28 protein-coding genes and 1 other RNA gene are annotated in these 26,253 nt (G+C 67.3%); 17 read left to right on the top strand and 12 right to left on the bottom strand.

What is annotated here, in order from left to right:
- Positions 1-123: 123 nt before the first annotated feature.
- Positions 124-496: a transfer-messenger RNA gene (gene ssrA, locus ACFWPX_RS11185) on the bottom strand.
- 224 nt (positions 497-720) lie between these two features.
- Here ssrA and ACFWPX_RS11180 point away from each other — a divergent pair.
- Entirely contained in the window at positions 721-2,019 is a 1,299-nt protein-coding gene (locus ACFWPX_RS11180) for an ABC transporter substrate-binding protein (RefSeq protein ID WP_378920808.1), read from the top strand.
- Between the two features lie 3 nt (positions 2,020-2,022).
- Here the strand turns inward: ACFWPX_RS11180 and ACFWPX_RS11175 are convergent, their stop codons facing one another.
- The 8 genes from ACFWPX_RS11175 to ACFWPX_RS11140 form a co-directional block, all read right to left on the bottom strand.
- On the bottom strand, positions 2,023-2,886 hold the full coding sequence (locus tag ACFWPX_RS11175; RefSeq protein ID WP_378927270.1) for an EamA family transporter: 864 nt from the start codon (positions 2,884-2,886) through the stop codon (positions 2,023-2,025).
- Positions 2,883-3,356: an SsrA-binding protein SmpB gene (smpB, locus tag ACFWPX_RS11170; protein ID WP_378920812.1), complete on the bottom strand. Its 474-nt coding sequence runs from the start codon at positions 3,354-3,356 to the stop codon at positions 2,883-2,885. Before smpB ends, ACFWPX_RS11175 begins: the two co-directional genes overlap by 4 nt.
- Positions 3,357-3,404: 48 nt before the next feature.
- The gene (locus tag ACFWPX_RS11165; RefSeq protein WP_378920814.1) at positions 3,405-4,343 is read right to left on the bottom strand and encodes an acyl-ACP desaturase; all 939 of its coding nucleotides are present in this window, start codon (positions 4,341-4,343) and stop codon (positions 3,405-3,407) included.
- 94 nt (positions 4,344-4,437) lie between these two features.
- Positions 4,438-5,058, bottom strand: a complete 621-nt coding sequence (locus ACFWPX_RS11160) for a YdcF family protein (protein WP_378920816.1) — start codon at positions 5,056-5,058, stop codon at positions 4,438-4,440.
- A gap of 308 nt (positions 5,059-5,366) precedes the next feature.
- Positions 5,367-5,600: a hypothetical protein gene (locus tag ACFWPX_RS11155; RefSeq protein WP_378920817.1), complete on the bottom strand. Its 234-nt coding sequence runs from the start codon at positions 5,598-5,600 to the stop codon at positions 5,367-5,369.
- A gap of 99 nt (positions 5,601-5,699) precedes the next feature.
- Positions 5,700-7,691: a DNA helicase RecQ gene (gene recQ, locus ACFWPX_RS11150; protein WP_378927269.1), complete on the bottom strand. Its 1,992-nt coding sequence runs from the start codon at positions 7,689-7,691 to the stop codon at positions 5,700-5,702.
- A 94-nt stretch (positions 7,692-7,785) separates the two neighbouring features.
- Positions 7,786-8,571: a histidinol-phosphatase gene (hisN, locus tag ACFWPX_RS11145; protein ID WP_378927268.1), complete on the bottom strand. Its 786-nt coding sequence runs from the start codon at positions 8,569-8,571 to the stop codon at positions 7,786-7,788.
- A 121-nt stretch (positions 8,572-8,692) separates the two neighbouring features.
- Positions 8,693-9,274: an NADPH-dependent FMN reductase gene (locus ACFWPX_RS11140; RefSeq protein ID WP_378927267.1), complete on the bottom strand. Its 582-nt coding sequence runs from the start codon at positions 9,272-9,274 to the stop codon at positions 8,693-8,695.
- Positions 9,275-9,416: 142 nt separating this feature from the next.
- Between ACFWPX_RS11140 and ACFWPX_RS11135 the strand changes: the two genes are divergently transcribed.
- The 6 genes from ACFWPX_RS11135 (at position 9,417) to ftsX (ending at position 14,211) form a co-directional block, all read left to right on the top strand.
- Complete coding sequence (locus ACFWPX_RS11135) at positions 9,417-10,274, top strand: helix-turn-helix transcriptional regulator (protein WP_378927266.1); 858 nt, start codon at positions 9,417-9,419, stop codon at positions 10,272-10,274.
- A 44-nt stretch (positions 10,275-10,318) separates the two neighbouring features.
- Entirely contained in the window at positions 10,319-11,437 is a 1,119-nt protein-coding gene (gene prfB / locus ACFWPX_RS11130; RefSeq protein ID WP_056812604.1) for a peptide chain release factor 2, read from the top strand.
- Between the two features lie 128 nt (positions 11,438-11,565).
- Positions 11,566-12,423 (top strand): mechanosensitive ion channel family protein, encoded by an 858-nt coding sequence (locus ACFWPX_RS11125; RefSeq protein ID WP_378920827.1) that lies wholly within the window; start codon positions 11,566-11,568, stop codon positions 12,421-12,423.
- Positions 12,410-12,565 (top strand): hypothetical protein, encoded by a 156-nt coding sequence (locus ACFWPX_RS11120; protein ID WP_378920828.1) that lies wholly within the window; start codon positions 12,410-12,412, stop codon positions 12,563-12,565. The genes ACFWPX_RS11125 and ACFWPX_RS11120 overlap by 14 nt, the downstream gene beginning before the upstream one ends.
- A gap of 54 nt (positions 12,566-12,619) precedes the next feature.
- Positions 12,620-13,309 carry a cell division ATP-binding protein FtsE gene (ftsE, locus tag ACFWPX_RS11115; protein ID WP_378920855.1) on the top strand — a complete coding sequence of 230 codons (690 nt, stop codon included), beginning with the start codon at positions 12,620-12,622 and terminating at the stop codon, positions 13,307-13,309.
- A complete protein-coding gene (gene ftsX, locus ACFWPX_RS11110) occupies positions 13,309-14,211 on the top strand; it encodes a permease-like cell division protein FtsX (protein WP_378920857.1) in 903 nt (300 codons plus the stop codon). The genes ftsE and ftsX overlap by 1 nt, the downstream gene beginning before the upstream one ends.
- Here ftsX and ACFWPX_RS11105 read toward each other — a convergent pair.
- Complete coding sequence (locus tag ACFWPX_RS11105; protein WP_378920859.1) at positions 14,196-14,564, bottom strand: MerR family transcriptional regulator; 369 nt, start codon at positions 14,562-14,564, stop codon at positions 14,196-14,198. The genes ftsX and ACFWPX_RS11105 overlap by 16 nt on opposite strands.
- A 60-nt stretch (positions 14,565-14,624) precedes the next feature.
- On the opposite strand from ACFWPX_RS11105, the gene ACFWPX_RS11100 reads away from it, so the two are divergent.
- Positions 14,625-15,386: an alpha/beta fold hydrolase gene (locus tag ACFWPX_RS11100; RefSeq protein WP_378927265.1), complete on the top strand. Its 762-nt coding sequence runs from the start codon at positions 14,625-14,627 to the stop codon at positions 15,384-15,386.
- Positions 15,387-15,421: 35 nt separating this feature from the next.
- Here ACFWPX_RS11100 and ACFWPX_RS11095 read toward each other — a convergent pair whose 3' ends face one another.
- Positions 15,422-16,834 carry a glycosyltransferase family 39 protein gene (locus tag ACFWPX_RS11095; RefSeq protein WP_378927264.1) on the bottom strand — a complete coding sequence of 471 codons (1,413 nt, stop codon included), beginning with the start codon at positions 16,832-16,834 and terminating at the stop codon, positions 15,422-15,424.
- A gap of 126 nt (positions 16,835-16,960) precedes the next feature.
- On the opposite strand from ACFWPX_RS11095, the gene ACFWPX_RS11090 reads away from it, so the two are divergent.
- The 4 genes from ACFWPX_RS11090 (at position 16,961) to ACFWPX_RS11075 (ending at position 21,827) form a co-directional block, all read left to right on the top strand.
- A complete protein-coding gene (locus ACFWPX_RS11090; protein ID WP_378920863.1) occupies positions 16,961-18,358 on the top strand; it encodes an acyl-CoA dehydrogenase family protein in 1,398 nt (465 codons plus the stop codon).
- Between the two features lie 30 nt (positions 18,359-18,388).
- Entirely contained in the window at positions 18,389-19,603 is a 1,215-nt protein-coding gene (locus tag ACFWPX_RS11085; protein ID WP_378927263.1) for an acyl-CoA dehydrogenase family protein, read from the top strand.
- A 313-nt stretch (positions 19,604-19,916) separates the two neighbouring features.
- Entirely contained in the window at positions 19,917-20,693 is a 777-nt protein-coding gene (locus ACFWPX_RS11080; RefSeq protein ID WP_378927262.1) for a DUF1206 domain-containing protein, read from the top strand.
- A gap of 111 nt (positions 20,694-20,804) precedes the next feature.
- The gene (locus ACFWPX_RS11075) at positions 20,805-21,827 is read left to right on the top strand and encodes a TIGR03617 family F420-dependent LLM class oxidoreductase (RefSeq protein ID WP_378927261.1); all 1,023 of its coding nucleotides are present in this window, start codon (positions 20,805-20,807) and stop codon (positions 21,825-21,827) included.
- A 32-nt stretch (positions 21,828-21,859) separates the two neighbouring features.
- On the opposite strand, the gene ACFWPX_RS11070 is transcribed toward ACFWPX_RS11075, so the two are convergent.
- Positions 21,860-22,822 carry a DUF5996 family protein gene (locus ACFWPX_RS11070; RefSeq protein WP_378927259.1) on the bottom strand — a complete coding sequence of 321 codons (963 nt, stop codon included), beginning with the start codon at positions 22,820-22,822 and terminating at the stop codon, positions 21,860-21,862.
- A 223-nt stretch (positions 22,823-23,045) separates the two neighbouring features.
- Between ACFWPX_RS11070 and ACFWPX_RS11065 the strand changes: the two genes are divergently transcribed.
- The 5 genes from ACFWPX_RS11065 to ACFWPX_RS11045 all read left to right on the top strand — a co-directional run bounded on the left by ACFWPX_RS11065 (position 23,046) and on the right by ACFWPX_RS11045 (position 26,161).
- Positions 23,046-24,029, top strand: coding sequence for a diiron oxygenase (locus tag ACFWPX_RS11065; protein ID WP_378920869.1), 984 nt, complete (start codon positions 23,046-23,048; stop codon positions 24,027-24,029).
- 98 nt (positions 24,030-24,127) lie between these two features.
- Positions 24,128-24,430 carry a type II toxin-antitoxin system prevent-host-death family antitoxin gene (locus ACFWPX_RS11060; protein WP_266292300.1) on the top strand — a complete coding sequence of 101 codons (303 nt, stop codon included), beginning with the start codon at positions 24,128-24,130 and terminating at the stop codon, positions 24,428-24,430.
- Positions 24,427-24,804, top strand: coding sequence for a hypothetical protein (locus ACFWPX_RS11055; RefSeq protein ID WP_378920871.1), 378 nt, complete (start codon positions 24,427-24,429; stop codon positions 24,802-24,804). Before ACFWPX_RS11060 ends, ACFWPX_RS11055 begins: the two co-directional genes overlap by 4 nt.
- Positions 24,805-24,934: 130 nt before the next feature.
- Positions 24,935-25,567 carry a hypothetical protein gene (locus ACFWPX_RS11050; RefSeq protein WP_378920873.1) on the top strand — a complete coding sequence of 211 codons (633 nt, stop codon included), beginning with the start codon at positions 24,935-24,937 and terminating at the stop codon, positions 25,565-25,567.
- 99 nt (positions 25,568-25,666) lie between these two features.
- Positions 25,667-26,161, top strand: a complete 495-nt coding sequence (locus tag ACFWPX_RS11045) for a helix-turn-helix domain-containing protein (RefSeq protein WP_378920875.1) — start codon at positions 25,667-25,669, stop codon at positions 26,159-26,161.
- Positions 26,162-26,253 lie beyond the last annotated feature (92 nt).

Genomic DNA, 26,253 nt, shown 5'->3' with positions numbered 1-26,253 from the left:
CCCCGTCATGGGGCGCGTACACCGCCTCCCCGGCCGCCCCCCGGCCCCGGCCCCCCCCCCGCCCCTCTCCGCCACCCCCACCCCCCCCGCCAGCGCCCCGCCCCCGGCGCGCCCGCCCCTTCTCGGTGGAGCTGCCGGGAATCGAACCCGGGTCCTCCGCCGCGTCTTCAGGGCTTCTCCGTGTGCAGTTCGCTGTGTCTCTGCTTGGATCTCCTGGTCTCGCGAACAAGCCTGGATGACGATCCCAGTCGCTGTTAGATGTCCCCTTCGACTCCGCGACCGAGCCGAACGGTAATTCCCTCTAGCTGATGCCAGTACCCGGGTCGAGGGACGAACCCGGACTGACAGAGACGTCCTGGCTACTTAGGCAGCGAGGGCGTACTCGCGCTGATTGGAATCGGCGCTTAATTGGTTGCAGCGACGCTTACGGTGGTCTCTTGCCTGCACCGACACGCTTCCCCTGAATCAACGTACGCAGTCGAAACCGTTCAGCCCCGTACGTGCCCGCACCGTGCGGGCTAGTCATATTAACACCGGCGCGGTGCCAGATCTTCCCATTATTTCCGCCGGCTCGCGGTGGCGCCGAGTGACCTCATGGCGAACCACTCCGGACCAGGTCGGCGAATCGGGGTAGGAGCGCCGGTGGTGACGGGTACTGTTCTCGTTCGGCCGCCCCGGAACTGTGAAATGTCCTGGGCGACTGGAGCAAGGAGTTATCTCATGGCATTCACCGGTCAGCGTGGACTGCGCCGACTCGCGGCGATCCCGGCTGTTGCGAGCCTCGTACTGGCCGCTGCCTGCTCGTCGGGCGAGCCCACCGCCGGGCCGGGCGTCACCAGCACGCCGTGTCCGGGTTCGGCGAACAAAGATCGCGGCTGCATCTACCTCGGGGTGCTCTCGGATCTGGAGAACGGGCCGTTCACCCCGCTCGGTGCGTCGATGAACGACGGTCAGGTGGCGTTCTGGAAGCAGGTGAACGCGGCGGGCGGCATCGGCGGCTATGACATCGACATCAGCACCTACACCCGCAACACCTCCTACGATCCGCGTACCCATCGCAGCAAATATCAGGAGATCGAGCCGCACGTGCTCGCGTTGTCGATGAGTTTCGGGACCGCGCAGACCGTCGCGATGCTGAATCAGATGGACGTCGACGACATGGTGAGCACGGCGGCCACCCAGTGGTCGGGCTGGAACTATCGCAGCGCCGACCGCAATCTGGTGCTCAGCGCCGGCTACTCCTACTGCACCGAAGCGGTGACCGGCCTCGACTGGTTCGCCGAAACCCACTACGCGCCACGCAATATCGCTGTCGTCGCCTATCGCGGCAACTACGGCGGCGACTATGCCAGCGGTGCGCTGAAGTGGGCGCTGGCCAACGACGCGACCATCGCCGATCGCATCGACACCGGACCCAATGCCGAGGTCGGCAATCAGGACGGACCGGTGGCGGAGATCCTGGCGGCGGCACCGGATCTGGTGATGCTGGCCACCGGACCCGCCGAGACCGCGGAGATCGTGGGCAAGCTCGTGAAGTCGGGCTTCACCGGTCGGTTCCTCGGCTCACTGCCCACCTGGAACGCGGCGCTGCTGCAGTCGGCGGCCGCGCCCGCGCTGACCGCGCTCTACAACTACACGACCCCGGTCGACAGCTGGTCCGGCGACAGCGTGGGCGCCAAGCACGCCCGCGACGCGATCACCGGCGAACCGGCCAACTTCGGGTATTCGCTGGGCTGGGCGATCACCTATCCCCTCAAAGCCCTGCTCACGACGGCGGCGGCGAACGGCGAGCTCACCCGCGCCGGCCTGCGGCGCAGCATCGGGGCGATGAAACCCGACGGTGAAGGCATGGTAGTGATCCATCCGGCCGGTGCGGCGGGACCTGATCTGGAAACGGAATGGTCGGCGGTGTTCGAACCGGACAAGGCGGCGCCGATGGGAGCCAGGGCGGTGAGCGTCGGCTACCAGGGCAAGACGCTGGGTCGGCTGAACCTGCACGAGCCCTGCACCCGGCTGTAGGGATCAGCTCGCGGCGATCATGGCGACAGCGGTGAGCGCGAGCACCATGCCGAGCTTCTGGGTGGCGCTGATGCGTTCGCCGAGCAGGACCATCGCCAGCAACACGGTCGCCGCCGGATACAGCGAGCCGATCACGCTCACCACCGACAGCATCGCGCCGTGGAAGGCGTAGAGCAGCGCGGCGTTGGCGATCACGTCGAGCACGCCGACCGCCAATGCCAGGCGCAGCGGTTCGCCGTGCAGGCCGCGGAATTCACCTGCGGCCAGCGCCGAGGTCCACACGACCACTGTTGCCGCGACGCGCTGGGCGAGCAGTGGCCACAGGCCAGCGCTCGCGTGGGTTTCGTGCAGGAAGTAGAACGCGAAACCGAAGGCGGCACCGGACCCGATGGTGAGCAGCGCGACCCGGCGGGTGAAGCGCAGTGGCCTGCCGCCGGTGATCTCCTCGGTGGTTTCGTCGGGTGCCTCCCGGCTGACGAGCACCACCGCGACCAGAGCGACGGCGATGCCCGCGATCGCGACCGCGCCGGGCCGCTCACCGAGAAAGAACCCGGCGATGACCGGGATGCCCGCCACCAGCACCGCGGTCAGCGGCGACACCACCGACATGGGTCCGTCGGCGAGCGCGGCATAGAACCACCACACCGCCAAACCGCTGGCCACGCCCGCTGCCAGGCCCCACAGGATCGACGCGGTATCGGCATGCCCGCCGACCAGCGGCGCGATCAGCAAGACCAACAGCACCGAGAACGGGTACGACACCACGACCACCCGCAAGGCGGTGACCCTGCGTGCCGCGATCCCACCGAAGAAATCGCTGACTCCGTAGCCCGCCGCCGCGACGAGGGCGAGCACGACGGAGATCAACGCATGCCTTTGACCCGCCGACCGATCTCGCGGGTGACCTCGCGCTCTGCCTGCTTGCGAGCCAGATCCTGACGTTTGTCGTAGTCCTGCTTGCCCTTGGCGAGCGCGAGCTCCACCTTCACCTTGCCGTCGGAGAAGTACATCGACAGCGGCACCAGCGTCTGGTTGCCCTCGCGCGACTTGCCGACCAGATGCTCGATCTCACGCTTGTGCAGCAGCAGCTTGCGGGTGCGGCGCGGCGAATGGTTGGTCCAGGTGCCGTGGCTGAATTCCGGGATGTGCAGGCCACGCAACCAGACCTCACCATGGTCGACAGTCGCGAAGGCGTCGACCAGGGAGGCCTTGCCTTCGCGCAGGCTCTTCACTTCGGTACCGACCAGCGCGATCCCCGCCTCATAGACGTCGAGGATCGTGTAGTTGTGCCGCGCCCGGCGGTTGGTCGCGATGACCTTCCGGCCCTTTTCCTTCATAACGGTCAACTGTAAGTGACGGCGCCAGCGCTTTATTCCATGGCTGACTCAGACCCTGGCGGCGGCCCTGGCCAGGGCGCGGTCGCGCTGCTCCTCGAAACGGGCGGACTTGACCTCGAGGTCGAGCAGGTAGGTGTGCAGCTCGTCGCGGGCGATCTCACCCTCGGGACCGAAATCGGTGCGCTCGAAGATTCGCCAGGTACGCAGGGTGGGGCGCAGCACGACGTCGAGGTGCTGGCGCAGGTCGTAGACGCCGTGCTTGGCGAGCATGACGGCGTTGCGGCGGAAGTTGGGCTGATTGAGGCCCGGCATCTGGAAGCGCAGGATCACGTCGGTGATGGCCTGCATGGCCGCGTCCGGGGTCAGCTCGAGGGCCGCGGCGCAGAGCTTGCGGTAGAAGATCATGTGCAGGTTCTCGTCGGCGGCGATGCGGGCGAGCATGCGGTCGGCGACCGGGTCGTTGCACAGGGCGCCGGTGTTGCGGTGGCTGATTCTGGTGGCGAGTTCCTGCAGGGTGACGTAGGCGACGCCCTTGAGGAACTGCGAACCCTTCTCGGGCTTGGCGATGCCCGCGGTCATGTGCGCCATCCTGGCCTCTTCGAGGGCGACCGGGTCGACGGCGCGGGTGACGACGAGGTAGTCACGCAGGACGATGCCGTGCCGGTTCTCCTCGGCGGTCCACCGGCCGACCCAGGTGCCCCAGGCATTGTCGAAGCCGAAGGTGTCGGCGAGTTCGCGATGGTAGGAGGGCAGGTTGTCCTCGGTGAGCAGGTTGGTGATCATCGCCGCCTTGGCGACCTCGCTCAGCCGCGACTGTTCGGGGTCCCAGTCGTCGCCGCCCATGGCCGCGAAGTTGCGGCCCTCGTCCCACGGCACGTAGTCGTGGGGGTGCCAGGATTTTGCCTTGGCCAGGTGGTCGTTGAGGTTCGCTTCGGCCGTCGGCTCGAGCTCGGCGAGGATGTCGCTGTCGGACAGGTGGAGCGTCATGGGTCGACGTTACGAGCCCGGGGGTGGGTTCTCCGCGTGATTGCCGAGAATTCCGCGACTACTCATCACACTGCCGACAGGCGGCGATGATCGGTCACAGCGACCACTGATGGGGCGCTGGGCCGAAGACGCCGACGTGCAGCGGCACCGAGTCCCACTGGGCGCGGTCGGGAGTGTGGTCGCCGACGACGAGCACGCCCGCGGCGGCGAAGGCGCCTCTGGCCCGGGCGATGTGGTCTTCCGAGGTGACGAGGACGACCGAGCGCAAGCCCCGTTCGGCCATCATCGCCGCGGTATTGCCTGCGTTGGCCACCGTCGAGTCGGCCTCGGATTCGCGCAGGATCCGGCGCTGGTCGATGCCCGCGGCCACCAGCCAGTCGGCCATGGCGTCGGCTTCGGACATACCGGCTTGCGGGTTGCCACCGGTGACGATGATCGGCGACCACGGCGCGAAGACGGCCTGGGCCAATCCCGCGCGCAGTCGCCGGACCAGTTCCTCGCGCATCGTGCCCTCCGGTGTCAGGCCGTAGCCGAGAACCACCACCGCGGTGTCGGGGCCGTAGATGCCGGGCAGCGCGGGAGTGCCGAGCGCCCGCGCGAAGTCGAGACCGGGTGGGGCCGAGGAGTCGGCGCCGGCGGGTACCGGCACGCAGGCCAATCCGGTTACCGCTATCGCCGCGCACACCACACGCTTGCGCCAAGTCCATCGCACCATTGCCGTCGCCTCCTCGAGCTCGGGCCGATCTGGCGTGATCGGTCCCGCTCGGCAACGGTGCGCCGGGGCGGCAGCCGCCGGTATCTCTTCGACCTGCGGTTACGACAACTCACATGCGTATGTCGCCCGAGACTGGTGCGCGGCATCGCAAAACTTCCGGAATCGGAGGTTCGGCCGAGGAGGCTGGTGGAGTCCAGGTCGAAAACCGGTGCGCGGGCGACGCGCGGACATCTGTTGTCAGGCCAGAGCCGCCGACGGTGCTCGGGCAGCAGCGTTGACGATCAGCCGACGGGCGTGGCGCGCGACGATCAGCCCGGGCTCAGTACGAGGTAGAGGACCAGGGCGGTGGCGAAGATGGCGATCAGCGCGATGGTGGACCACCGTGGCCTGCCGCGGTGGATCGCGCCGTGGTGCACGCCGAGCAGGGTGGGCGCGACGACCGGGTCGATGTGGCGGTGCGGCATCGGGGGTGTCGGGGAATCGCCGCCCGCACTCGGGCTGCTGCCCGACGTATCGCTGTCGGAGCCTTCACCATTCGCCATGACTCGACAGTAACTCGGGGTCGCCGGATTCGGTGCGGGTTCCTTTCCGCCGCGCGTGTACGCCCATATGGGGCGCAGAGACGGCGGCGGAAGTGCGCGTTACTCCTCGCCCAGTGTGGTCAGCACCCCCTCGCCGTAGCGGGCCAGCTTGTTCTCGCCGACCCCGGCGACGGTGCCGAGTGCGGCGAGGTCGGCGGGCTTACGCGCGGCGATCTCGCGCAGGGTGGCGTCGTGGAAGACGACGTAGGCGGGCACGCCCTGTTCCTTGGCGGTAGCGGCACGCCAGGCCCGCAGCCGCTCGAACAGTCCGACGTCGGCGGCGGGCAGGTCGACGGTCGCCTTGGCCGATTTCGAAGTGCGCGCGGGGCGTGCGGCGCGTTCGGGCTCGCGCCGCATCGGCACCTTCCTGCCCTCGAACAGCACCTCGTTGCTCTCGTCGGTCAGCGCGATGACACCGTATTCGCCCTGCACCGCGAGCAGGCCACCCGCGAGCAACTGCCGGACCACACCGCGCCATTCGGTATCGCGCAGGTCGGTACCGATGCCGAACACCGAAAGCTCGTTGTGCCGATGCTGGGTGATCTTCTGGTTGATCTTGCCGAGCAGGATGTCGACGAGATGGCCCGCGCCGAAGGATTGTCCGCGTTCCCGTTTGAGCCGCAGCACCGTGGACAGCAGCTTCTGGGCGGGTACCGTGCCGTCCCAGGTTTCGGGCGGGTTCAGGCACACATCGCAGTTGCCGCAGGTGCCACCGGTCTGGCCGAAATAGTTGAGCAGCCGCGCGCGACGGCAGCCGACGGTCTCGCACAGGGCGAGCATGGCGTCGAGGTGTAGTTGCAGCTGCCTGCGATGCGCGGCGTCGCCCTCGCTGGAATCGATCATCTTGCGTTGCTGCACAACATCATTGAGGCCGTAGACCATCCAGGCCGTCGACGGCAGACCGTCGCGGCCCGCGCGGCCGGTCTCCTGGTAGTAGCCCTCGACCGATTTGGGCAGGTCGAGGTGGGCGACGAAACGCACGTCGGGCTTGTCGATACCCATGCCGAAGGCGATGGTGGCGACCACGATCAGGCCGTCCTCGCGCAGGAATCTGGACTGGTTCTCGGCGCGGGTCCGGAAATCCAGGCCCGCGTGATAGGGCACCGCGCGGATGCCGTTCTCGTTGAGCATGGCCGCGGTCTTCTCCACCGAATTGCGGGAGAGGCAGTAGACGATGCCCGCGTCGCCGGGGTGCTCGGCGCGGATGAAGTCGAGCAGCTGACGGTCGGCGCGGTTCTTCGATTCGATCCGGTACTGGATATTGGGCCGGTCGAAGCTGGAGATGAACTGTTTCGCGGCGCCGAGATCGAGACGTTCGACGATCTCGGCGGCGGTCTTCTCGGTGGCGGTCGCGGTGAGCGCGATGCGCGGGACATCGGGCCAGCGCTCGTGCACCAGCGACAGCGCGAGGTAGTCGGGCCGGAAGTCGTGGCCCCACTGCGACACACAGTGCGCCTCGTCGATGGCGAACAGGGCGATCTTGCCGCGGTCGAGTAGCCGCAGTGTGGCTTCCAGTCGCAGGCGTTCCGGCGCCAGATAGAGCAGGTCCAGATCGCCTGACACGAACTGCGCCTCCACGGTCCGCCGCTGGTCCGGCGACTGGGTGGAGTTGAGGAACCCGGCCCGCACGCCGAGGGCACTGAGCGCGTCGACCTGGTCCTGCATGAGTGCGATCAGTGGTGAGACGACAACGCCGACGCCATCGCGTACCAGTGACGGGACTTGGTAGCAGAGGGATTTGCCGCCACCGGTCGGCATCAGTACCAGCGCGTCGCCACCACCGACGACCTGTTCGACGATGGCCGCCTGGTCGCCACGGAAGCTGTCGTAACCGAAGACGCGGCGTAGTACTTCGTCGGCGGTCTCGGCGCGGTCGGGAGCCGCGACCCGGCCCGGGGTGGCCGGGGCGAGATCGTCGAAATGGAAGCCGCCGGTGTCGGCGAAGTCGTGCTCGGAGACGTAACCGCCGTCGGACGGGTACGCGTCGTCGGGCGGGAAGTCTTCGGGCGGGAAGTCGTCGACATCGGGGGCTGTGGCGCCGGAATTGCTCACCGGGCCATCCTACGAGCGAGCGCGGGGCGCGCAGCCCGTCGACCGGAGCCGACGGCGGCGGATGCCGAAGTTGCTCACATGTGGATAACTCGATTCACGCGCGCAAACGGGCCAGGACCTCGTCTTGGAGCAGTCCGTTGGAAGCCACGGCGTCGCCGCCGTGCGGGCCGGAGCGTCCGTCCAGGGAGGTGAACGCGCCGCCCGCCTCGCGGACCAGGATGTCGAGGGCGGCCAGATCCCACAGCGAGACCTCCGGCTCGGCGGCGATGTCCACCGCACCCTCCGCGACCAGGCAATAGTTGAAGAAATCGCCGTAGCCGCGAACCCGCCAGACCGCATCGGTGAGGTCGATGAACGTCTCGCGCAGGCCACGCTCGTGCCAGCCGGACAGACTGGAGAAGGCCAGGCTCGCGGCGTCGAGGCCGGCAACCGCCGACACCGAGATCGGCTTGGGCGCCCCGGGGTGGACCCGCACCCACGCGCCCGAACCGGCGGCGGCCCACCAGCGCCTGCCCAGCGCGGGCGCGCTCACCACGCCGACCACCGGAACACCGTCTACCAGCAGGGAGATCAGGCTGGCCCACACCGGCACCCCGCGGACGAAGTTCTTGGTGCCGTCGATCGGGTCGACCACCCACTGCCTGCCGCTGAACTCGGCGTCACCACCGAACTCCTCCCCCAGCACGGCGTCGCCGGGGCGCTCCTCGGCGAGCACGCGGCGGATCAGCTGTTCCACCGCGAGATCGGCATCCGAGACCGGGGTGAGGTCCGGCTTCGAGTCCACTTTGAGGTCGACGGCGCCGAAGCGCTCCTGTGAGATGGCGTCGGCCTCGTCGGCCAGTCGCAGGGCAAGGTCCAGGTCAGCGGAGTAGGCAGCCACGGTGGGAGTGTATTCGCCGAGCCGACGTTCTCGAGTTCGCGGCGCCGCGAACGCCGTTGCCGTTCCCTGGCCGAACTCAGCGGCTCCGGCCGGGTGAGCAGGAACGTGCCGAAGAGCCTGGTCAGGCCACGACCTCGGCTGTTTTCGCCGCGACCAGAGCACGTGTCCACCAGTGCAACTGGTCGAGCAGTGCCGCGGCGGCCTCTTCGGGCTCCTGCGGGTCGCGCAGCTGTCCGTTCTCGTCGAAGAGCATGTAGTAGCGCGGGAACGAAACGTAGTTGCGCACGGTGTGGGCGTTGAGTTCGTTGAAGACCTGGCGCAGGTGTTCGATCGCCAGGAGTCCGCCGGAGCCGCCGCTGTAGCCGACGAAGCCGATCGCCTTGGCGTCCCACTGGGTGAAGTGCCAGTCGATCGCCGCTTTGAGGGCGGCGGGGTAGCTGCGGTTGTAGTCGGGGGTGACGATGACGTAGGCATCGGCGGCGGCCAAGCGTTCGGTGAGATCGCGCATGTCGGCGGGGCGGACCGGGTCGGGGTCCAGCGCGGGCGGCACGGCGGGCAGGGCGGGCATGGCGGTATCGGCGAGGTCGATGATGTCGACCTCGAAACGGTCGTCGACCTGCTGCCCGAACCAGTTCGCGACCACGGGGCCGAACCGGCCCTCGCGGACACTGCCGATGATGATCGCGAGCTTCAGTGTGGACACGATGTTCTCCTCTGTCGTCGGACCGGCCCGATCAGCCGGTACGACCAAATCTCGCGGACCGCGAGCATCGCAGGGAGACCACGCTGAGAGTGGTAGTGGCACGGCCACTCTCCGGCGCGCCGAGCTGGGTACCGTCGATGAGGTGAGCGACAACGAACTCGGGCTGTTCCTGCGGACCCGCCGCGAAGCGGTCTCCCCCGCCGAAGTCGGGCTGCCCGCCGGACAACGCAGGCGCACGCCGGGTCTGCGCCGCGCCGAGGTGGCGATGCTCGCGGGCGTCAGCGTCGAATATCTGATCCGGCTCGAGCAAGGCCGCGACAGCCATCCCTCCGCCCAGGTGTTGTCCGCGCTCGCCGAGACGCTGCGGCTGAGCCCGCGCGAACGCGTCCACCTGCACCAGCTCAGCAAGGGCGTGTCCGGTTTCAGTTGTGGCGCCGCCGAGAACGGTCCCAACCGCACGGTGCGTCCGACGATTCTGGCGATCCTCGCCCAACTCGAACCCGCGCCCGCCGCGATCACCAACCGCTTCACCGAGATACTGGCCTGCACCGAGGGCTACCGGAAGCTGATGGCGCCCAGCGGCCTGTTCGAGCAGGGCGAACCCGCCAACGTCGCCCGATTCGTCTTCACCCACCCCGGTGCCCGCGAGCTGTACCCGGACTGGGATGCCGCCGCCGACAAGCTGGTCGCCTCGCTCAAACAGGGCCCGTATCGCGCCGACCCGATGGTGGCCGCCCTGGTCGACGAACTCACCGTCACCGCGGGCAGCCCCTTCACCGATCGCCTCGCGACCCTGCCCGGACTGCCACCGTCGGGCGGGATCAATCGCCTGAGCCACCCCGAGGCGGGCACGCTGCGGCTGGCCTACGAATCACTGGATCTGTCCATCGACGACGATCAATCGCTCTACGTCCTGCTCCCCGCCGACGAGGCCAGCGCCACCGCCCTCGACCAGCTGGTCGGACGCCGCCCCGGGGGCCTCCGGTCCATCGCAAGCTGACCGAATAGGCACTGAGTCGGACGGGACCGGTAGCCTAGGACATCGTGCATCCTGACGTTATCGCCGACCTCGCCGAACTCGACACCACCCTGAAGACGGTCGAGTCGGTCCTCGATGTCGAGGAGCTACGCCGCCGCATCGATGAACTCGAGCACCAGGCCGCCGATCCCGAGCTGTGGAACAACCAGGAGCACGCCCAGCAGGTGACCAGTGAGCTCTCGCACGCGCAGAGCGAATTGCGCCGCGTCGAGGATCTGCGCCAGCGGCTGGAGGACCTGCCGGTGCTCTACGAACTGGCCGAGGCCGAAGAAGACGCGGCCGCCGCCGAAGCCACCGCCGACGCCGACGCCGAGCGCGCCGCACTGCGCGTCGACGTCGAGGCGATGGAGGTGCGCACCCTGCTCTCCGGCGAGTACGACAAGCGTGACGCGCTGGTCAACATCCGTTCCGGCGCCGGCGGCGTCGACGCCGCCGACTGGGCCATGATGCTGATGCGCATGTACATCCGCTGGGCCGAGCGGCACAAGTTCCCCGTCGAGGTCTACGACACCTCCTACGCCGAAGAAGCGGGTCTCAAGAGCGCCACCTTCGCGGTGAAGGCGCCCTACGCCTACGGCACGCTGTCGGTGGAGATGGGCACGCACCGCCTGGTCCGGATCAGCCCGTTCGACAACCAGGGCCGCCGCCAGACCTCCTTCGCCGAGGTCGAGGTCCTGCCCGTGGTGGAGACCACCGACCACATCGAGATCCCCGAGGGCGAGATCCGGGTCGACGTGTACCGCTCGTCGGGCCCCGGCGGCCAGTCGGTCAACACCACCGACTCCGCGGTGCGCCTGACCCACATCCCCACCGGCATCGTCGTCACCTGCCAGAACGAGAAGTCGCAGCTGCAGAACAAGATCTCGGCCATGCGCGTGCTGCAGGCCAAGCTGCTCGAGCGCAAGCGCCAGGAGGAGCGCGCCACGATGGACGCGCTCAAGACCAACGAGGGCGCCTCGTGGGGCAACCAGATGCGCTCGTACGTGCTGCACCCGTACCAGATGGTCAAGGACCTGCGCACCAACCACGAAGTCAACAATCCGACCGCGGTGCTCGACGGTGACATCGATGGCTTCATCGAATCCGGAATCCGTTGGCGGATGCGCGATCAGGACGACGCGTAGCCAGCTGTTCGCTCACAAACTGTGTGCTTCAGCACGTTTGACCGCACGCCGTGACCGACCTGTAACCTTTCTGGTGTGCGTTCGACCGAACCGAAACTGTGCCTGTACAGGCCCATGAAGGAGACGCGATGACCGACGTCCTCGCGGCCAACAACGGATCCGAGATCACCAGCTGGTTGCGTTCCAGCGGGCTCGAAATCGTTCTGCTGATCGTCGGCGCGATGCTGTTCGGCCGGTTCGCCGCGTTCCTGCGCGACCGGGTGACCACCAAGATCGACTCGGGTTTCCAGACGAGCGACGCCCTGGTCCGCACCGAAGCGGCCAAGCACCGCCACGCGCTGGCCCAGGTCGTCACCTGGGTGGTGCTGACCATCGTGTACGTGCTGGTCGGCATGGAGGTGCTGCGCAGGCTCGGCTTCGCGGTGACGGGCCTGGTCGCGCCCGCGGCGGTGCTCGGTGCCGCGCTCGGTTTCGGCGCGCAGCGCATCGTCCAGGACATTCTGGCCGGGTTCTTCCTGATCACCGAGCGCCAGTACGGCTTCGGTGACGTGGTGCAGATCTCGGTCACCGGCTCGGCCGATCCGGCCGAGGGCACGGTCGAGGACGTGACCCTGCGCATCACCACGCTGCGTAACTCCGACGGCGAGGTGATCATCGTCCCCAACGGGCAGATCGTGAAGGTCACCAATCTGTCCAAGGACTGGGCGCGCGCCGCGATCGACGTACCGGTCTCCGCGCAGGCCGACATCACCAAGATCAACGAGATCCTGCACGCGGTCTGCACCAAGGCCTACGAGGATCGCCGCCTCAAACCGCTGCTCCTCGACGAGCCGTCGGTGATGGGTGTCGAAGATCTCTCGCTCGACGTGATGAACATCCGGATGGTTGCCCGCACATTGCCAGGCAAACAATTCGAAGTGGGCCGCGAACTGCGCGTACGCGTCGCCGCGGCCCTGCGTAAGGAGGGAATCAGTGAAACCACGTAAGTCCACAGCGATCCTGATGGCGGCGTGGCTGTCGACATTTGTCGTGTACCTGTTCGTCAAACCCACCGATACGGCGGCGGACGGTCCAACGACGTTCCTCAATGCGGTCCCGACCTGGGTGAATTCCGAACCCGAACGCTGATCGGCGCGTCGCGTCCGGCTGGGACGCCCCCATCGCTGGTTACACTGGCTCCCCGTGATCACCATGCGCAACGTGAGCAAGTCGTACCCGACCTCGACGCGACCGGCGCTGGACAACGTTTCCGTCGATGTGGAAAAGGGCGAGTTCGTCTTCATCATCGGCCCGTCCGGTTCGGGCAAGTCGACTTTCATGCGACTGCTGCTCAAGGAAGAGGCGCCGACATCGGGCGAGATCCGGGTCGCAGACTTCCGGGTCGACAAGTTGCCGGGGCGCAAGGTACCCAAGTTGCGCCAGCGGATCGGCTGCGTGTTCCAGGATTTCCGGCTGTTGCAGCAGAAGACCGTGGAACAGAACGTCGCGTTCGCGCTGGAGGTGATCGGCAAGCGCCGTCAGTTCATCGAACGGACGGTGCCCGAAGTGCTCGACATGGTCGGGCTCGGCGGTAAGGGGCAGCGATTGCCCTCGGAGTTGTCCGGTGGTGAGCAGCAGCGGGTCGCGATCGCCCGCGCGTTCGTCAACCGGCCGCTGGTCCTGCTCGCCGACGAGCCGACCGGCAACCTCGACCCCGATACCAGCGCCGACATCATGGCCCTGCTGGAACGGATCAATCGGGTGGGGACCACGGTGCTGATGGCCACCCACGACAACCACATCGTCGACGCCATGCGAAGGCGGGTGGTCGAACTAGACCACGGCAGACTCGTGCGCGACGAAGCGACCGGCGTCTACGGGGTGGGTCGATAATGCGACTGAGTTTCCTGTTCACCGAGGTCGTCGACGGCCTGCGCCGCAATCTCACGATGACCATCGCGATGATCCTGACCACGGCGGTGTCGCTGATGATGCTCGGCGGCGGCATGCTGTCGGTGCGGATGGCCGACAAGACCGAGAACTTCTTCATCGGCCGCCTCGAGGTGCGTTTCTACCTCGACGACGCGGTCTCCGACACCGATCCCGACTGCGCCGCCGACCCGTGCAAGTCGCTGCTCGCCGACCTCAAGCAGACCTCGGGCGTGGAGAGCGTGCAGTTCCTCAACCGCGCCGACGCGCTGGAGGAGGCGAAGAAGCTGTTCGCGGATCAGCCGGAGATGGTGCAGTACATCGCCGACTCACCGCTGCCTGCCTCGTTGCGGGTGAAGATGACCGATGCCGATCAGTATCAGCACATCTACGACAGCTTCGCGACCCGGCCGGGTGTGCGGATCGTGGCCAATGACAAGGAGTTCGTCGACCGGTTGACCAGCCTGTTCGACGGCTTACGCAATGCCGCGTTCGGTTTGGCGCTGGTGATGGCTCTGGCCGCGATGCTGCTGGTGCTGAACATGGTGCAGATCGCCGCGTTCACGCGGCGCACGGAGGTCGGCATCATGCGTCTGGTCGGCGCGACCCGCTGGTACACCCAGCTACCGTTCCTGCTCGAAGCCGTCGCGGCGGCCTTCGTCGGTTCGGTACTCGCGGTCCTCGGACTGGTCATCGCCCGGCCGCTGGTGATCGACCGGGCGCTGGGCCCACTGTTCGACAGCAATGTCTTCCCGCGCATCACCGGTGACGACATCGCGGTGGTGGCCCTGACGATCGCCCCCGTCGGCATCGTCTTCGCCGCCGTCACCGCCTACCTCACGCTGCGCTACTACGTGCGCGAATAGGGGTCGTGCGCGAGGCTCGCGCCGAGTTGCGCCGCGAGCCGGGACCGCTGGCTGTCGAGGTCGGCGATGCGTCGTTCCAGCTCAGCGGTTCTCTCGGCCATGACTCGCACCGACATCTCGCAGGCCTGGACCGGTCCCGGGTCCTCGGCGCACGGCATGAGCAGGGCGATGTCATCGGTGTTCAGTCCCGCGGCCAGCAGTTCCCTGATCCGGGCGACCGTGGCCACCGCCGACGCGGGGTAGCTGCGATAGCCATTGCCCTCGCGGTACGGATGCAGCAGACCCTGCTCCTCGTAGTAGCGCAGCAGCCGGGTGGCGACCCCGGTGCGTTGCGCCAATTCGCCGATCAGCATGTGACCACCGGCACCTTCGGCTTGACCTTCACACCCATGTCAATCCCTAACGTCGCCCCCATGACCACGATTCCCCTGCACACCACCGTTTATGGCTCCGGCCCCGGTATCGTCCTCGCGCACGGCGCGGGCGGCGGGATCGAGAGCAATTTCGGCACCGCGATCCCCGCGCTCGCCGAGGCGCACACCGTGGTCGCCTCGGACTACCCGGGCGACGACACCCCGCTGGACCTCGACGGCCTCGCCGATGCCCTGGTGGCGGCCGCCGTCGACGCGGGTGTCGAGACCTTCACCATCGTCGCCTTCTCACTCGGCACCGCGGTGGCCGTGCGCGCTGCCGTCCGCCACCCCGAACGCGTCACCGGCCTCCTGCTCACGGCCGGCCTGGCCGCGCCCGACAATCGCGCCCGGCTGATCGCGCGGTCCTGGCAGGACCTCCTCGATCGGGGCGAGTACGAGTCCTTCGCCCGTCTCGTGGTGCTCACCGGCTTCTCCACCGGCTTCGTCAACGATCTGCCCGTGGCCACCATCGACGACATCGTCGCGCAGACCGCCGCGTCGATTCCCGGCGGCACCCGCCGACAGGCGGCGCTCGTCGAGTCGGTGGACACGACAGCCGACCTCGCCGCCATCGCGGTGCCCACGCTCGTCGTGGCCACCACCGCCGACCTCCTCGTCGACCCGGCCAACTCGCGGGCACTGGCCGCCGCGATTCCCGGCGCGGAGTACGCGGAAATCGAAGCGGGCCACGTTGTCATGGTCGAGCGCCCCGACGAGTGGCACAAGCTGCTGACCGACTTCCTCGACCGCAACGGGCTCTAGATTCCCTGCCGCGGCGGATGTGGGAACGAGCCAGGTCATCCGAGCGTGCGCAACTGCGGCCACAGTTGAGACCAAGGCCGGATCGGGTTGCGGCAGACGAACATCGGCTCACCCTGCTCGTCGTTGTCGATGCCGAGGCCGTTGTCGAGGATGCCCGCGGGCTCGACGATCGAGCAGATCTCGGTGAGTCGTTCGCGGTCGATGCCGACGGTGAGGACCTCCGTCGCGGAGTCCGGCGGAGGTCCCCACCACCAGTAGGCATTGTGGCCGGAATACGGTGTGGGCAGGGCATATTCGGGGCCGAAGCGCTCGATCGCGCCCGCCTCGCCGTAGTTGGCGGTGAGGACGGGGGCGCCGGGTGGGCGTGCGGCGGCGATCTGTTCGACGTAGCGGGGCCAGGCGATGGTCTCGCCCGCGTCGTAGTTGACGGCGAGGACAGGCGAGTCCCGCAGCCACGCGATCGGCAGCACCGGCAGGAACAGCAGCGCCGACATCACCGCGTTCACCACGATCACCGAAGTGACTGCCGCCCATCGCTTTCGGTCATCGGCCAGCCACCGGCACAGACCGACAGCGCCGGCCGCGAGCAGCACCGGATACATCCCGCCGAGGTAGTAGGCCTTTCCGCCGGTCACCAGAAACACCACGAACAGCACCGCGTAGGTCAGCGGAAACGCCCGCCATCGCGAGTTCCACAACCGCCACAACCCGTACCCCCACAGCGGCACCAGCAAGGGCCCGAACAGCCCGAACTGCAAGAGCACGAACGTGATCGGTGAATCCGAGGTCCCCGACGAACCACCGGCGATCGCCCTGCTCAGCTCCCACTGCGGGAACCCGTTGTCCGCCTGCCACCACAGATACGGCAGCTGCAGCACCAGCGCGATCCCGACGGCGAACCCGAAGTACCCGGTGGCGAACAGCTTTCGCTCTCCTACCGCCGAGAGCGCCCCTGCCAGCACAAGAACCGGCACGATCAGCAACACCTTGTTCTGCAGCCCGATTCCCACAACCAGCCCGATCAGCAGCCACCATCGCGGATCCCGCCCGAGCTTCAACACCAGCAGACAGATCAGCGACCAGGCCGCCAGATCGAACACCGTGGTCCCCAGTAGGTGCCCCACGCCCATGACCAGCGCGGAACTCGCGACCGCACCGGCGGCCAGCGCTCGCGCGCCACGCCCACCGCCCAACTCCCCCGCCATCAACCCCGCACACACCACGACGAACGTGGCCGCGGCGGTCGCGGGCAATCTCATGACACATAACGAATCGGGATCGACCGCAGCCATGAATCTGGCCAGAAACGGCGACAACGGCGGCTGATCGGGGTAAGACCAGTCCAGTCGCCGACCAGCTGCCAGAAAGTACAGCTCGTCGCGGTGGTAGCCGTAACGCCCCGAGGTCGCCAGCAGAACGAGCGCGAAAATCGACGCTATGACGGGCACTCGACCAGCGTGACAGAAGTCGCCGATCCCACAATGGGTCAGCGCACATCTTACTCTGGAGTAAGATAGACTTACCGAAGAGTAAGATGGTGGGGTCGAAGGCACCCCGACAGCCGAGGAAATCAGGTGATGATGAGCACTCGAGACAGCGCGACGAAGCGACGTCCGAACGACACGTCCGCGGTCGGCCTCAGCCAGCCCAAACGGGACTGGATGGGCGCCGCGATGCGCGCTTTGACGACCATTACCGGGTCGGAGCTCGCGGGCAAGTACAACCTGCGCAAGCCGATCGAGCGAGTCACCTACGAGGGCACCAAGACCGGGTTCCGCACCCTGGGCGCGGCCACTCGTACGTTCGCCAAGGTCGCGGGCGGCGGTGAGCCCAAGCGTCTGGTCGACAACGAGTCCAAGACCAAGGACTACTTCGATCTCACCCCGTCCGACGAGCAGCAGATGATCGTCGAGACCGTGCGTGATTTCGCGGGCGAGATCCTGCGCCCCGCGGCCTACGACGCCGACAACGCCGCCAAGGCCCCGCGCGATCTGCTCGAGCGCGCCGCCGAACTCGGCATCACCCTGATCAATGTGCCCGAGGAGCTCGAAGGCGCGGCTTCCGAGCGCGGCGCCGTCACCAACTCCCTGGTCGCCGAGGCTCTCGCGCACGGCGACATGGGCCTGGCACTGCCGATTCTGGCACCCAGCGGTGTCACCGTCGCACTCTCGCAGTGGGGCACCGACGCTCAGCAGCAGACCTACCTGCCCGCCTTCACCGGCGATGCCGTGCCGCAGGCGTCCGTGGTGATCAACGAGCCGCGCGCCCTGTTCGACCCGTTCGCGCTGCAGACCAAGGCCGTTCGCTCCCCCAGCGGCTTCAAGCTCACCGGTGTGAAGAGCCTGGTCCCGGCCGCCGCCGACGCCGAGCTGTTCATCGTGGCCGCCGAGCTCGACGGGCGCCCCGCGCTGTTCATCGTCGAGTCCGACACCGCCGGGCTGTCCGTGGAAGCCGATCCGAGCATGGGTCTGCGCGCGGCGGGCCTCGGCCGGCTGATTCTGGACAACGTGGCCGTCGGCGCCGACGCCATCCTCGGCGACGGTGACGCCAAGACCCGTGCCGCCGAATACGGCGACGCGGTGCAGCTCGCCCGGCTCGGTTGGGCCTCGCTGGCCATCGGCACCGGCCAGGCCGTGCTCGACTACGTGATCCCCTACGTGAACGAGCGCGAAGCGTTCGGCGAGCCCATCTCGCACCGTCAGGCGGTGGCCTTCATGGTCGCCAACATGGCGATCGAGCTCGACGGACTGCGGCTGGTGACTCTGCGGGGCGCCTCCCGCGCCGAACAGGGTCTGTCGTTCGCCCGTGAGGCGGCGCTGGCGCGCAAGCTGGCCACCGACAAGGGCATGCAGATCGGTCTGGACGGCGTGCAGCTGCTCGGCGGCCACGGCTTCACCAAGGAACACCCGGTCGAGCGGTGGTACCGCGACCTTCGTTCCGTCGGTGTCGCCGAAGGCATCGTGCTGGTCTAGGCCCGTTTCTCACCTTCCAGGAGCCCCCTCATGATCAATCTCGAACTCCCCAAGAAGCTGAAGGCGAGCGCCAACCAGGCCCACCAGGTCGCCTCGCAGATCTTCCGTCCCATTTCCCGCAAGTACGACCTCGCCGAGCACGAGTACCCGGTCGAGCTCGACACGATGGCCGCCATGATCGAAGGGCTCGCCGACTCCGGCACCCAGAAGATCGGTGGCGCCGCGGGCGGCCGTAACGACGAGGCCGCCACCGACCTGACCGCCAATGCCAACGGCGGCAACATGTCCGCGCTGCTCAACGCCCTCGAGACCTCGTGGGGCGATGTCGGCCTGATGCTCACCATCCCCTACCAGGGACTGGGCAATGCCGCGATCGCCGCGGTCGCGACCGACGAGCAGCTGTCGCGTTTCGGCAAGGTGTGGGCCGCGATGGCGATCACCGAGCCGTCCTTCGGTTCCGACTCCGCCGCCGTCACCACCACCGCCACTCTCGACGGCGACGAGTGGGTGCTCAACGGCGAGAAGATCTTCGTCACCTGCGGTGAGCGCGCCACCCACATCGTGGTGTGGGCCTCGGTCGACAAGAGCCTCGGTCGCGCCGCGATCAAGTCCTTCGTCGTCCCGCGTGACGCTCCGGGTCTGTCGGTGGCGCGGCTCGAGCACAAGCTCGGCATCAAGGCCTCCGATACCGCGGTGCTGCTGCTGCAGGACTGCCGTATCCCCGCCGACAACATTCTCGGTTCGCCGGAAGTCAACGTGGAGAAGGGCTTTGCCGGGGTCATGCAGACCTTCGACAACACCCGCCCCCTCGTGGCGGCCATGGCCGTCGGCGTCACCCGCGCCGCGCTCGAGGAACTGCGCGCCGTCCTCACCGAGGCGGGTGTCGAGATCTCCTACGACACCCCCGCGATGAACCAGTCCGCCGCGGCCGCTGAATTCCTGCGCATGGAAGCCGACTACGAATCGGCCTACCTGCTCTCCCTGCGCGCCGCCTGGATGGCCGACAACAAGAAGCCGAACTCCCTCGAGGCCTCGATGTCCAAGGCCAAGGCAGGCCGCACCGGCACCGACGTCACCCTCAAGGCAGTGGAGCTCGCAGGCACCATCGGCTACTCCCAGCGCACCCTGCTCGAAAAGTGGGCCCGCGACTCGAAGATCCTCGACATCTTCGAAGGCACCCAGCAGATCCAGCAGCTGATCGTGGCTCGCCGCGTGCTCGGAAAGACCAGCTCCGAACTGAAGTGACCTGGTAGACAACAGAAATCCGGTGTGAGTCGACTGCTGACTCGCACCGGATTTTCTTGTTTCGACGCATTCGCTTGCCCGGCAGCAGATCTCGCGCGTCGAAGTTTCCTTCATGGTGTTTGAACTTCACGATGCGGGCATTCCCGCAGAGGAAGAGATAGGGAACACCATGGGCGTATTTCGCAGCGCGAACAGATATCGACGACGTGATCGGGTCCGGTCCGGCCGGCGCGGGTGGCGGTCGGTCCGAAACCGGGGCTGGGGCCGCCGGTCCTATGAACGGGCGCCGCGCAGGTCCACCGGTTCCGGCGGAGTGGAGGCAGCCGCCCGTTTCGGTTTCTTGGCGCGTGGCATCGCCTACATCGTGATCGGCATTCTCGCTTTCCTGCTGGCGATCGGAACGGCCGAGCACGAGCCGGACGGCGGCGGGGCACTGGCCGCGATCGCCGCGAAGCCGTTGGGCTATCTGCTGCTGTGGATCCTCGTGTTCGGCTTCGCCGCGCTGGTCGTGTGGCGCGTGGTGCAGGTGGCCGGTGCCCGGCGGACCTATTCGGGCGGGCACCGCCCCTACGCCGTGATCTCCGGAATCGTCTACGCCCTGGCCTTTTGGGCCACCCTGCGGTTCGTGATGCACGGCCGCACGCCGACGCCGAGTGATGCGGTCGCCCGCGATCTGACCGGCCGAATCCTGAGCTGGGACGGCGGGCAGGTGGTCGTGCTGCTGATCGGTGTCGCCATCCTGGCCTTCGGCGTCTGGCAGACAGTGCGCGGTCTGCGCCTCGACTTCGCCGAGGACCTTCGGATGGGCTGGATGACGCACGGTATGCGGCAGGCCGCGATCTGGCTGGGCCGGGTCGGCTATCTCGCTCGGGGCGCGATCGTGATCGGCATCGGTTTCGCCGCCGTGGTAGCGGCGGTGAACTATGACGCGGCGGCCGCCAAGGGTGTCGACGCGGTACTGCACGATTTCGCGGGAAACCCCTTCGGCCCTTGGCTACTCATGCTGATCGCGCTCGGCCTCATCGCATTCGGTGGGTTGTCCTTCCTCGAGGCCAAGCACCGCAGGACCTACGGCGGTGTCCCGGTCTGATCCGCAGACCGGTCGAGTCGGTGTCATCGGCGTTTGCCGGATCAGCCCGGATCGGCGCCTGCGCGGCGATACGTTGACGGTCGGATTGTTGCGGCACACGACGGTGATGGGATGCGCGTTTTGAAGATCGACACAACGCTGACCGGCGGGCTCGCCACGATGGGCAAGGATGCCGCCGCCGCGGAGGCCGCCGGGTACGCGGGTATCTGGACGTTCGAAGGGGCCCACGACCCGTTCCTGCCGCTATTGCTTGCCGCCGAGCACACGGAACGGGTCGAGCTGGGTACCTCGATCGCGGTGGCGTTCGCCCGCAATCCACTGTTGCTGGCCACCATCGCGTGGGATCTCCAGGCGTACTCCCGCGGACGTTTCGTGCTCGGCCTCGGTAGCCAGATCCGCGCGCACATCACCCGGCGCTACTCGATGCCGTGGAGCAGACCGGCCGATCGGATGCGTGATCTGGTGCTGGCGGTGCGCGCCATCTGGACGAGCTGGGAGGACGGCGGGCGGCTCGATTATCAGGGCGAGTTCTATCAGCACACCCTGATGCCGCCGCTGTTCCGCCCCGACGCCGCCGAGGTGGCCGGGTTCGGCCCACCGCCGATCTATCTCGCGGGCGTTGGGCCGGGGATGACCGCGGTCGCGGGGGAGGTCGCCGACGGATTCATGTCGCACCCGTTCTGCACTCCGAGATTTCTGCGCGAGGTGACCGTGCCCGCTCTGGCACAGGGTGCGGTGCGCGCGCGGAAACCCGTAGGCGACATCGTGATCCACCACTCGGCGATGATCGCGACGGGCAGATCCGCGAGCGAACTCACTGCGGCCAGGCAGGCCATCCGAAAGCAGCTGGCTTTCTACGGATCGACACCGGCCTACTGGCCGATTCTCGAGCTGCACGATCGGGCCGAACTCGGACCCCGGCTCAAAGGTATGTCCAAGAACGGGGAATGGGATCGGATGGCCGACCTCATCGACGACGATTTCCTCGACGCCGTCGCGATAACGGCCACCGACCCCGCCCGCGCGGCGGAGCAGCTGCACGAGCGCTACGACGGAATCGTGGAGCGGCTCGGCTTCAACACGCCCTATCGGGTGGACCCCACGCTGCTGACGGAACTGTTGCGGGAGTTGTGATTTCGCGCTAGCTGTCGAGCCGGCCGACGGTGTCAGAGCGCGGTCGTATCGTCGGCGTGGAGTTGGCGGTTGAGTCGGCGGGGGTCGACTTCGAGGAGAGGCCGATCCCACTGCGCCAGCTCGGCGGCGGAGGCGTAGGTGGTGTCGAGGAAGTGCAGGAGGGTGGCGTCGGGGTCGGGGGAATTTCGGACCGATTCGTAGGGGAGGACGAATTCGCCGAGGGTGGTGTCCCACTGGGCGCCGTCGGGGCCTGCGGGGCGGCCGGAGTAGCCGTCGGGTGCGGGATAGGAATAGGCGTAGAAGGTGCCTTCGGTACCGCCGGGCCAGAAGCCGGCGCTGGCGCATTCGCGGGAGTAGGCCTCTTCCATCACCCAGTCGGCGCAGTTCGGGGCGCCGCCGGGGTGCAGGGGCGCGGGGCGGCCGGAGAAGCGCGTGCAAGCCAGGTCGAAGGAACCCCAGAAGAACTGCACCGGACTGGATTTCCCGGCGAAACCGGCACGCCAGAGCTGGAAGACCCGCTCGATCTGGACGAGCTGTTGCCAGAACAGGTGGACGGCGTCCGCGTTATACGAGTGGTGGGTGGTGTCCTCGGCGAACGGGATGGCCGGATCGACCTCGTTCGGTGACGCCTCGATGTCGACCACGATGTCGAGCCGGCCGAGGACGTGGCCGAGCTCGGCGTAGAAGTCGGCGACCGTGCGCGGGCGCAGAGCGATCGTGGCGTGGCGGCCGTCGCTGCTGCGCAGGACGAGTTCGTGGTCGACGAAGTCGAATTCGATGTCGAGCAGGCGGCCGTCGACGGGAATCGCACCGGTCGCCATCCCGCGCGCGCTGACCGCGAACGTGACATTCCACCAGTGGTTGACCAGCGGCGTCCCCGCCAATTTCAGCTTGCCGATGATCTGCGACCACATGTGCAGGGTGTCGCGGGTATCGGACCAGGAATCGACGCGCAGGGTCGGCCAGACGGCCTTGGCTGGAGTTGAACGAGCCATCGGATTCCTCGCTCTCTCGGTGCGCGACCGACATGGGTCCCGCCCGTTCACAGCCAGGTGCGCTGGCTGACTGGTCAACCGTTCGGCGTGTCCTCGGACGTTTCATCCTACGTCGGTGCTGGTAGATCGCGCCGCAACGGCGTTTCCGACCACCGCGGGGTTGTGTGGGACTCCGAGTCTCATATAACGTGGAGCTTGCGCCACACCAAAGGAGACACCACCGATGCTGTCGACAATCAAGAACACCGCCACCGATCCCGAGTACCACGAGATCCTGCGCAACCTGTCCGAAGGTTCGGTCAACCGGCACTTCGACCCCTACGTCGACATCGACTGGGACTCACCGGAATTCGCCGTGCACAGCGACGACCCGCGCTGGATCATGCCCGACGAGGACCCGCTCGGCCGTCACCCCTGGTACAAAGCCCAGCCGATCGAGAAGCAGATCGCCATCGGCATGTGGCGCCAGGCCGGTATCGCCAAGGTGGGCCTGGATTTCGAGCAGCTGCTCATCCGCGGGCTGATGCAGTACCTGGTGTCGGTCCCCAACGGTGACCCGGAATTCCGCTACATCACCCACGAGGCTGCCGAAGAGTGCAACCACACGATGATGTTCCAGGAGATGATCAACCGCATCGGCTATCGCGATGTGGTCGGCATGGGCACCATCGATCGCAAGCTGACGATGGCCATCTGGCCCGCGGTGAAGTACTTCCCCGAGCTGTTCTTCACGATGATCCTCGGCGGCGAGGAGCCGATCGACCACCTGCAGAAGTCGCTGCTGCGCGCCGGCGTCGACCTGCATCCGATGGTGCAGCGGGTCATGCAGATCCATGTGGCCGAGGAAGCCCGGCACATCTCCTTCGCGCACGAATACCTGCGGCGGAACGTGCCCGGCATGAACCCGATCACGAAATCGGTTCTCTCCGTGGCCTTCCCGATCGCCATGCGGGTGATGCTCGACATGATCATGACGCCGCCGAAGGAATTCGTCGAGAAGTTCGGCATTCCGGCGGAGGTCATGCGTGAGGCGTACTGGAGCAGCGAGGAATCGCAGACCACGATGCGCAACATCTTCGGTGACGTGCGTGCGCTGGCCACCAACAGCGGCCTGATGAACCCGGTCGCCAAGCTCACCTGGCGACTGCTCGGCATCGACGGCCCGGTGACCCGCTATCGCAGCGAACCGGCCCGCAAAGTCGCCTGAGTGATCGGGTGAACGTCGACGGCCCGCCGGCCAATCGTCGCGGCGGGCCGTCTTGTCTCATCGGGAGCAAGACTGTACACAGCGATGTACAGTTGACTATGGCCGATTACGACAGTGTGCCGCTGACCGAATTACGTGGTCAGCTCGGTAGTGTTTTCGACGGGGTGTCCGCGAGCGGACGGCCGGTGATCGTGACGCGGGAGGGGAAAGAATTGGTCGCGGTGGTACCTGCTGAGGTGTTGCGGCACGGGGCGTTGCCCCCCGCGTACTTCAACGATGATCTGCGCGAACAGATCCTGGGCAAGCTCGACGCCAGGATCACCCAGCATTCCGCGGAGGACATCGCCGAGGCCGAAGCCAAACTGAGCAAGCTGATGGGCGCGCTGGACAGTCGCCAGTGAGCGTCGCCGATCACACCGCGCTCACCTCGCTGGCACTGTCGCCACTGTTCGGGCAGGTGATCATGCGCCAGTTCACCCAGCAGCGCCGAATCCTGGTGGTGCCCACCGTGAGTCTGATGGCCGCGATGCGCGCTGTGGACAACATCGACGAACTCGGGCGCCTGCTCGACAATCGCGTCGCCGTGCGCTGGGCCGAACTCGACGCGCCCACCGCGATCCGTATCGGCACCACGGTGCCGATCGCCGACGACCACCTCGACTGGCCGTTGATCGCGCCCGTGGTGTTCACCGCGCAGAATCTGGACATGCCGGTCCTCACCGCCAAACCCGAGATGTATCGGGGATACAAGGTAGAGATCGCGAACATGCCATAGCCGACCCCTCGAGGTCCTGAACTCGACTTTTCCCGGGGTAGTGAGCAAGCCCACATCCGCTGTCGGTACGGTGCACAGCGGACGATTTACCAGGGAAAGCAGTACCAGGAACACTCTAGGAGAGCTGGTTATGCATCATCTGAGTTTCATGCGTCGCTTCACCACCGCGGTAGCCGTCACCTCGGCCGCCGCCGCCATGGTCTTCGCGGGCCCCGCGGTCGCGGATCCGGCACCGCAGACTGTCGATGTGGCCTCGGCCGTCGCACAGCTGCGCACGTCGGTGAAGGACAATCCGGGCGCACTCGCCGCCCTCGACAAGCTCACCGCCACGGGCACCGTCGACGTCGCACTGCCCGCGCAGCCGTACCAGATTCCCGCGACCTCCGACATCGGCCAGAACGGCGGCGGCCCCGGGGTGTACGGCTCGGGCATCGCCCTCGATATCGACGGCTTCCGCTTCGGCTTCTTCGGCGGGCCGGGCACCATCTCGCCCAATCAGGCCGGCGCCAAGCTCGAGGTCATGTGGCTGAACCTGTCCAGCGGGCAGAGCGGTACCGCGGTCCTGGCCGAACACCAGGACGTGCCGGTGGACACCACCATCCGCACCGCATCGCTGAACACCGGCGGCGGGCTCATCGTGGCCGCGGTCTTCGGCAACATGTGGCACCGCTGGTCCGTGCCGGTCAGCGAGGCGCACCCGGACGGGTTCGCCTACCAGCTCGGCACGATCCAGCAGCCCTCGTTCGGCGCTGTCACGCGATAACTTTCGCCCACCGCGCACCCCGGGTCCACGCGGCCCCGGGGTGCGTTGTCGTTTCGATGATGCAGCGCAACAGCTTCGGTGTGGCGTAGGTTGACCGGCGTGGAGGATCTGGTCGACCGACTCGAAGAACTGGAACGCCGTGTTGCCGCCCTGGAGAGCGCGCAACCCGAGGACGCACAGCTGCCGTGGGCGGTGGCACGGCTGCGGCAGGAGTTCGCCGATGCCGGGCAGCGCACCGGCGGCGTGCTGCTGGCGGGCGCGCTGCAATTGCCGACCGGCGAGCGATTCGATTGGCAGGCCCAGTACGCCACCGATGCCATCGTCGGCGATGTCTGGACTATCGAGGCCGCCAATTGTCTTGCCGCACTGGCAAACCCGGTGCGCCTGCGACTGTTGCAGGAGATCGTCTACGGCCGAAGGACCGCCGCCGATCTCGCCGCGATCGAAGAACTCGGCACCTCGGCCGAGATCTACCAGCATCTGCGCCAGCTCGCCGCGGTCGGCTGGTTGCAGACCGCGGGTCTCGGCCGCTTCGAGGTACCGGAGGGCAGGCTCGTCCCGCTACTCGCTGCACTGGCCGCCGCGCAGCGCTGACCTGGGCGGCGTCTTCATAAGATGTCCTAATTGTCCGTATAGACTACTGTGACGCAACGCACATCGACTGATACGGTGAGCGTCGAGTGATC

It is taken from the genome of Nocardia sp. NPDC058518 (assembly GCF_042719655.1).
GTDB lineage: Bacteria > Actinomycetota > Actinomycetes > Mycobacteriales > Mycobacteriaceae > Nocardia.
The sequence above is the reverse complement of the archived record's forward strand: the minus strand, read 5'-3'. Positions and strand labels throughout refer to the sequence as shown.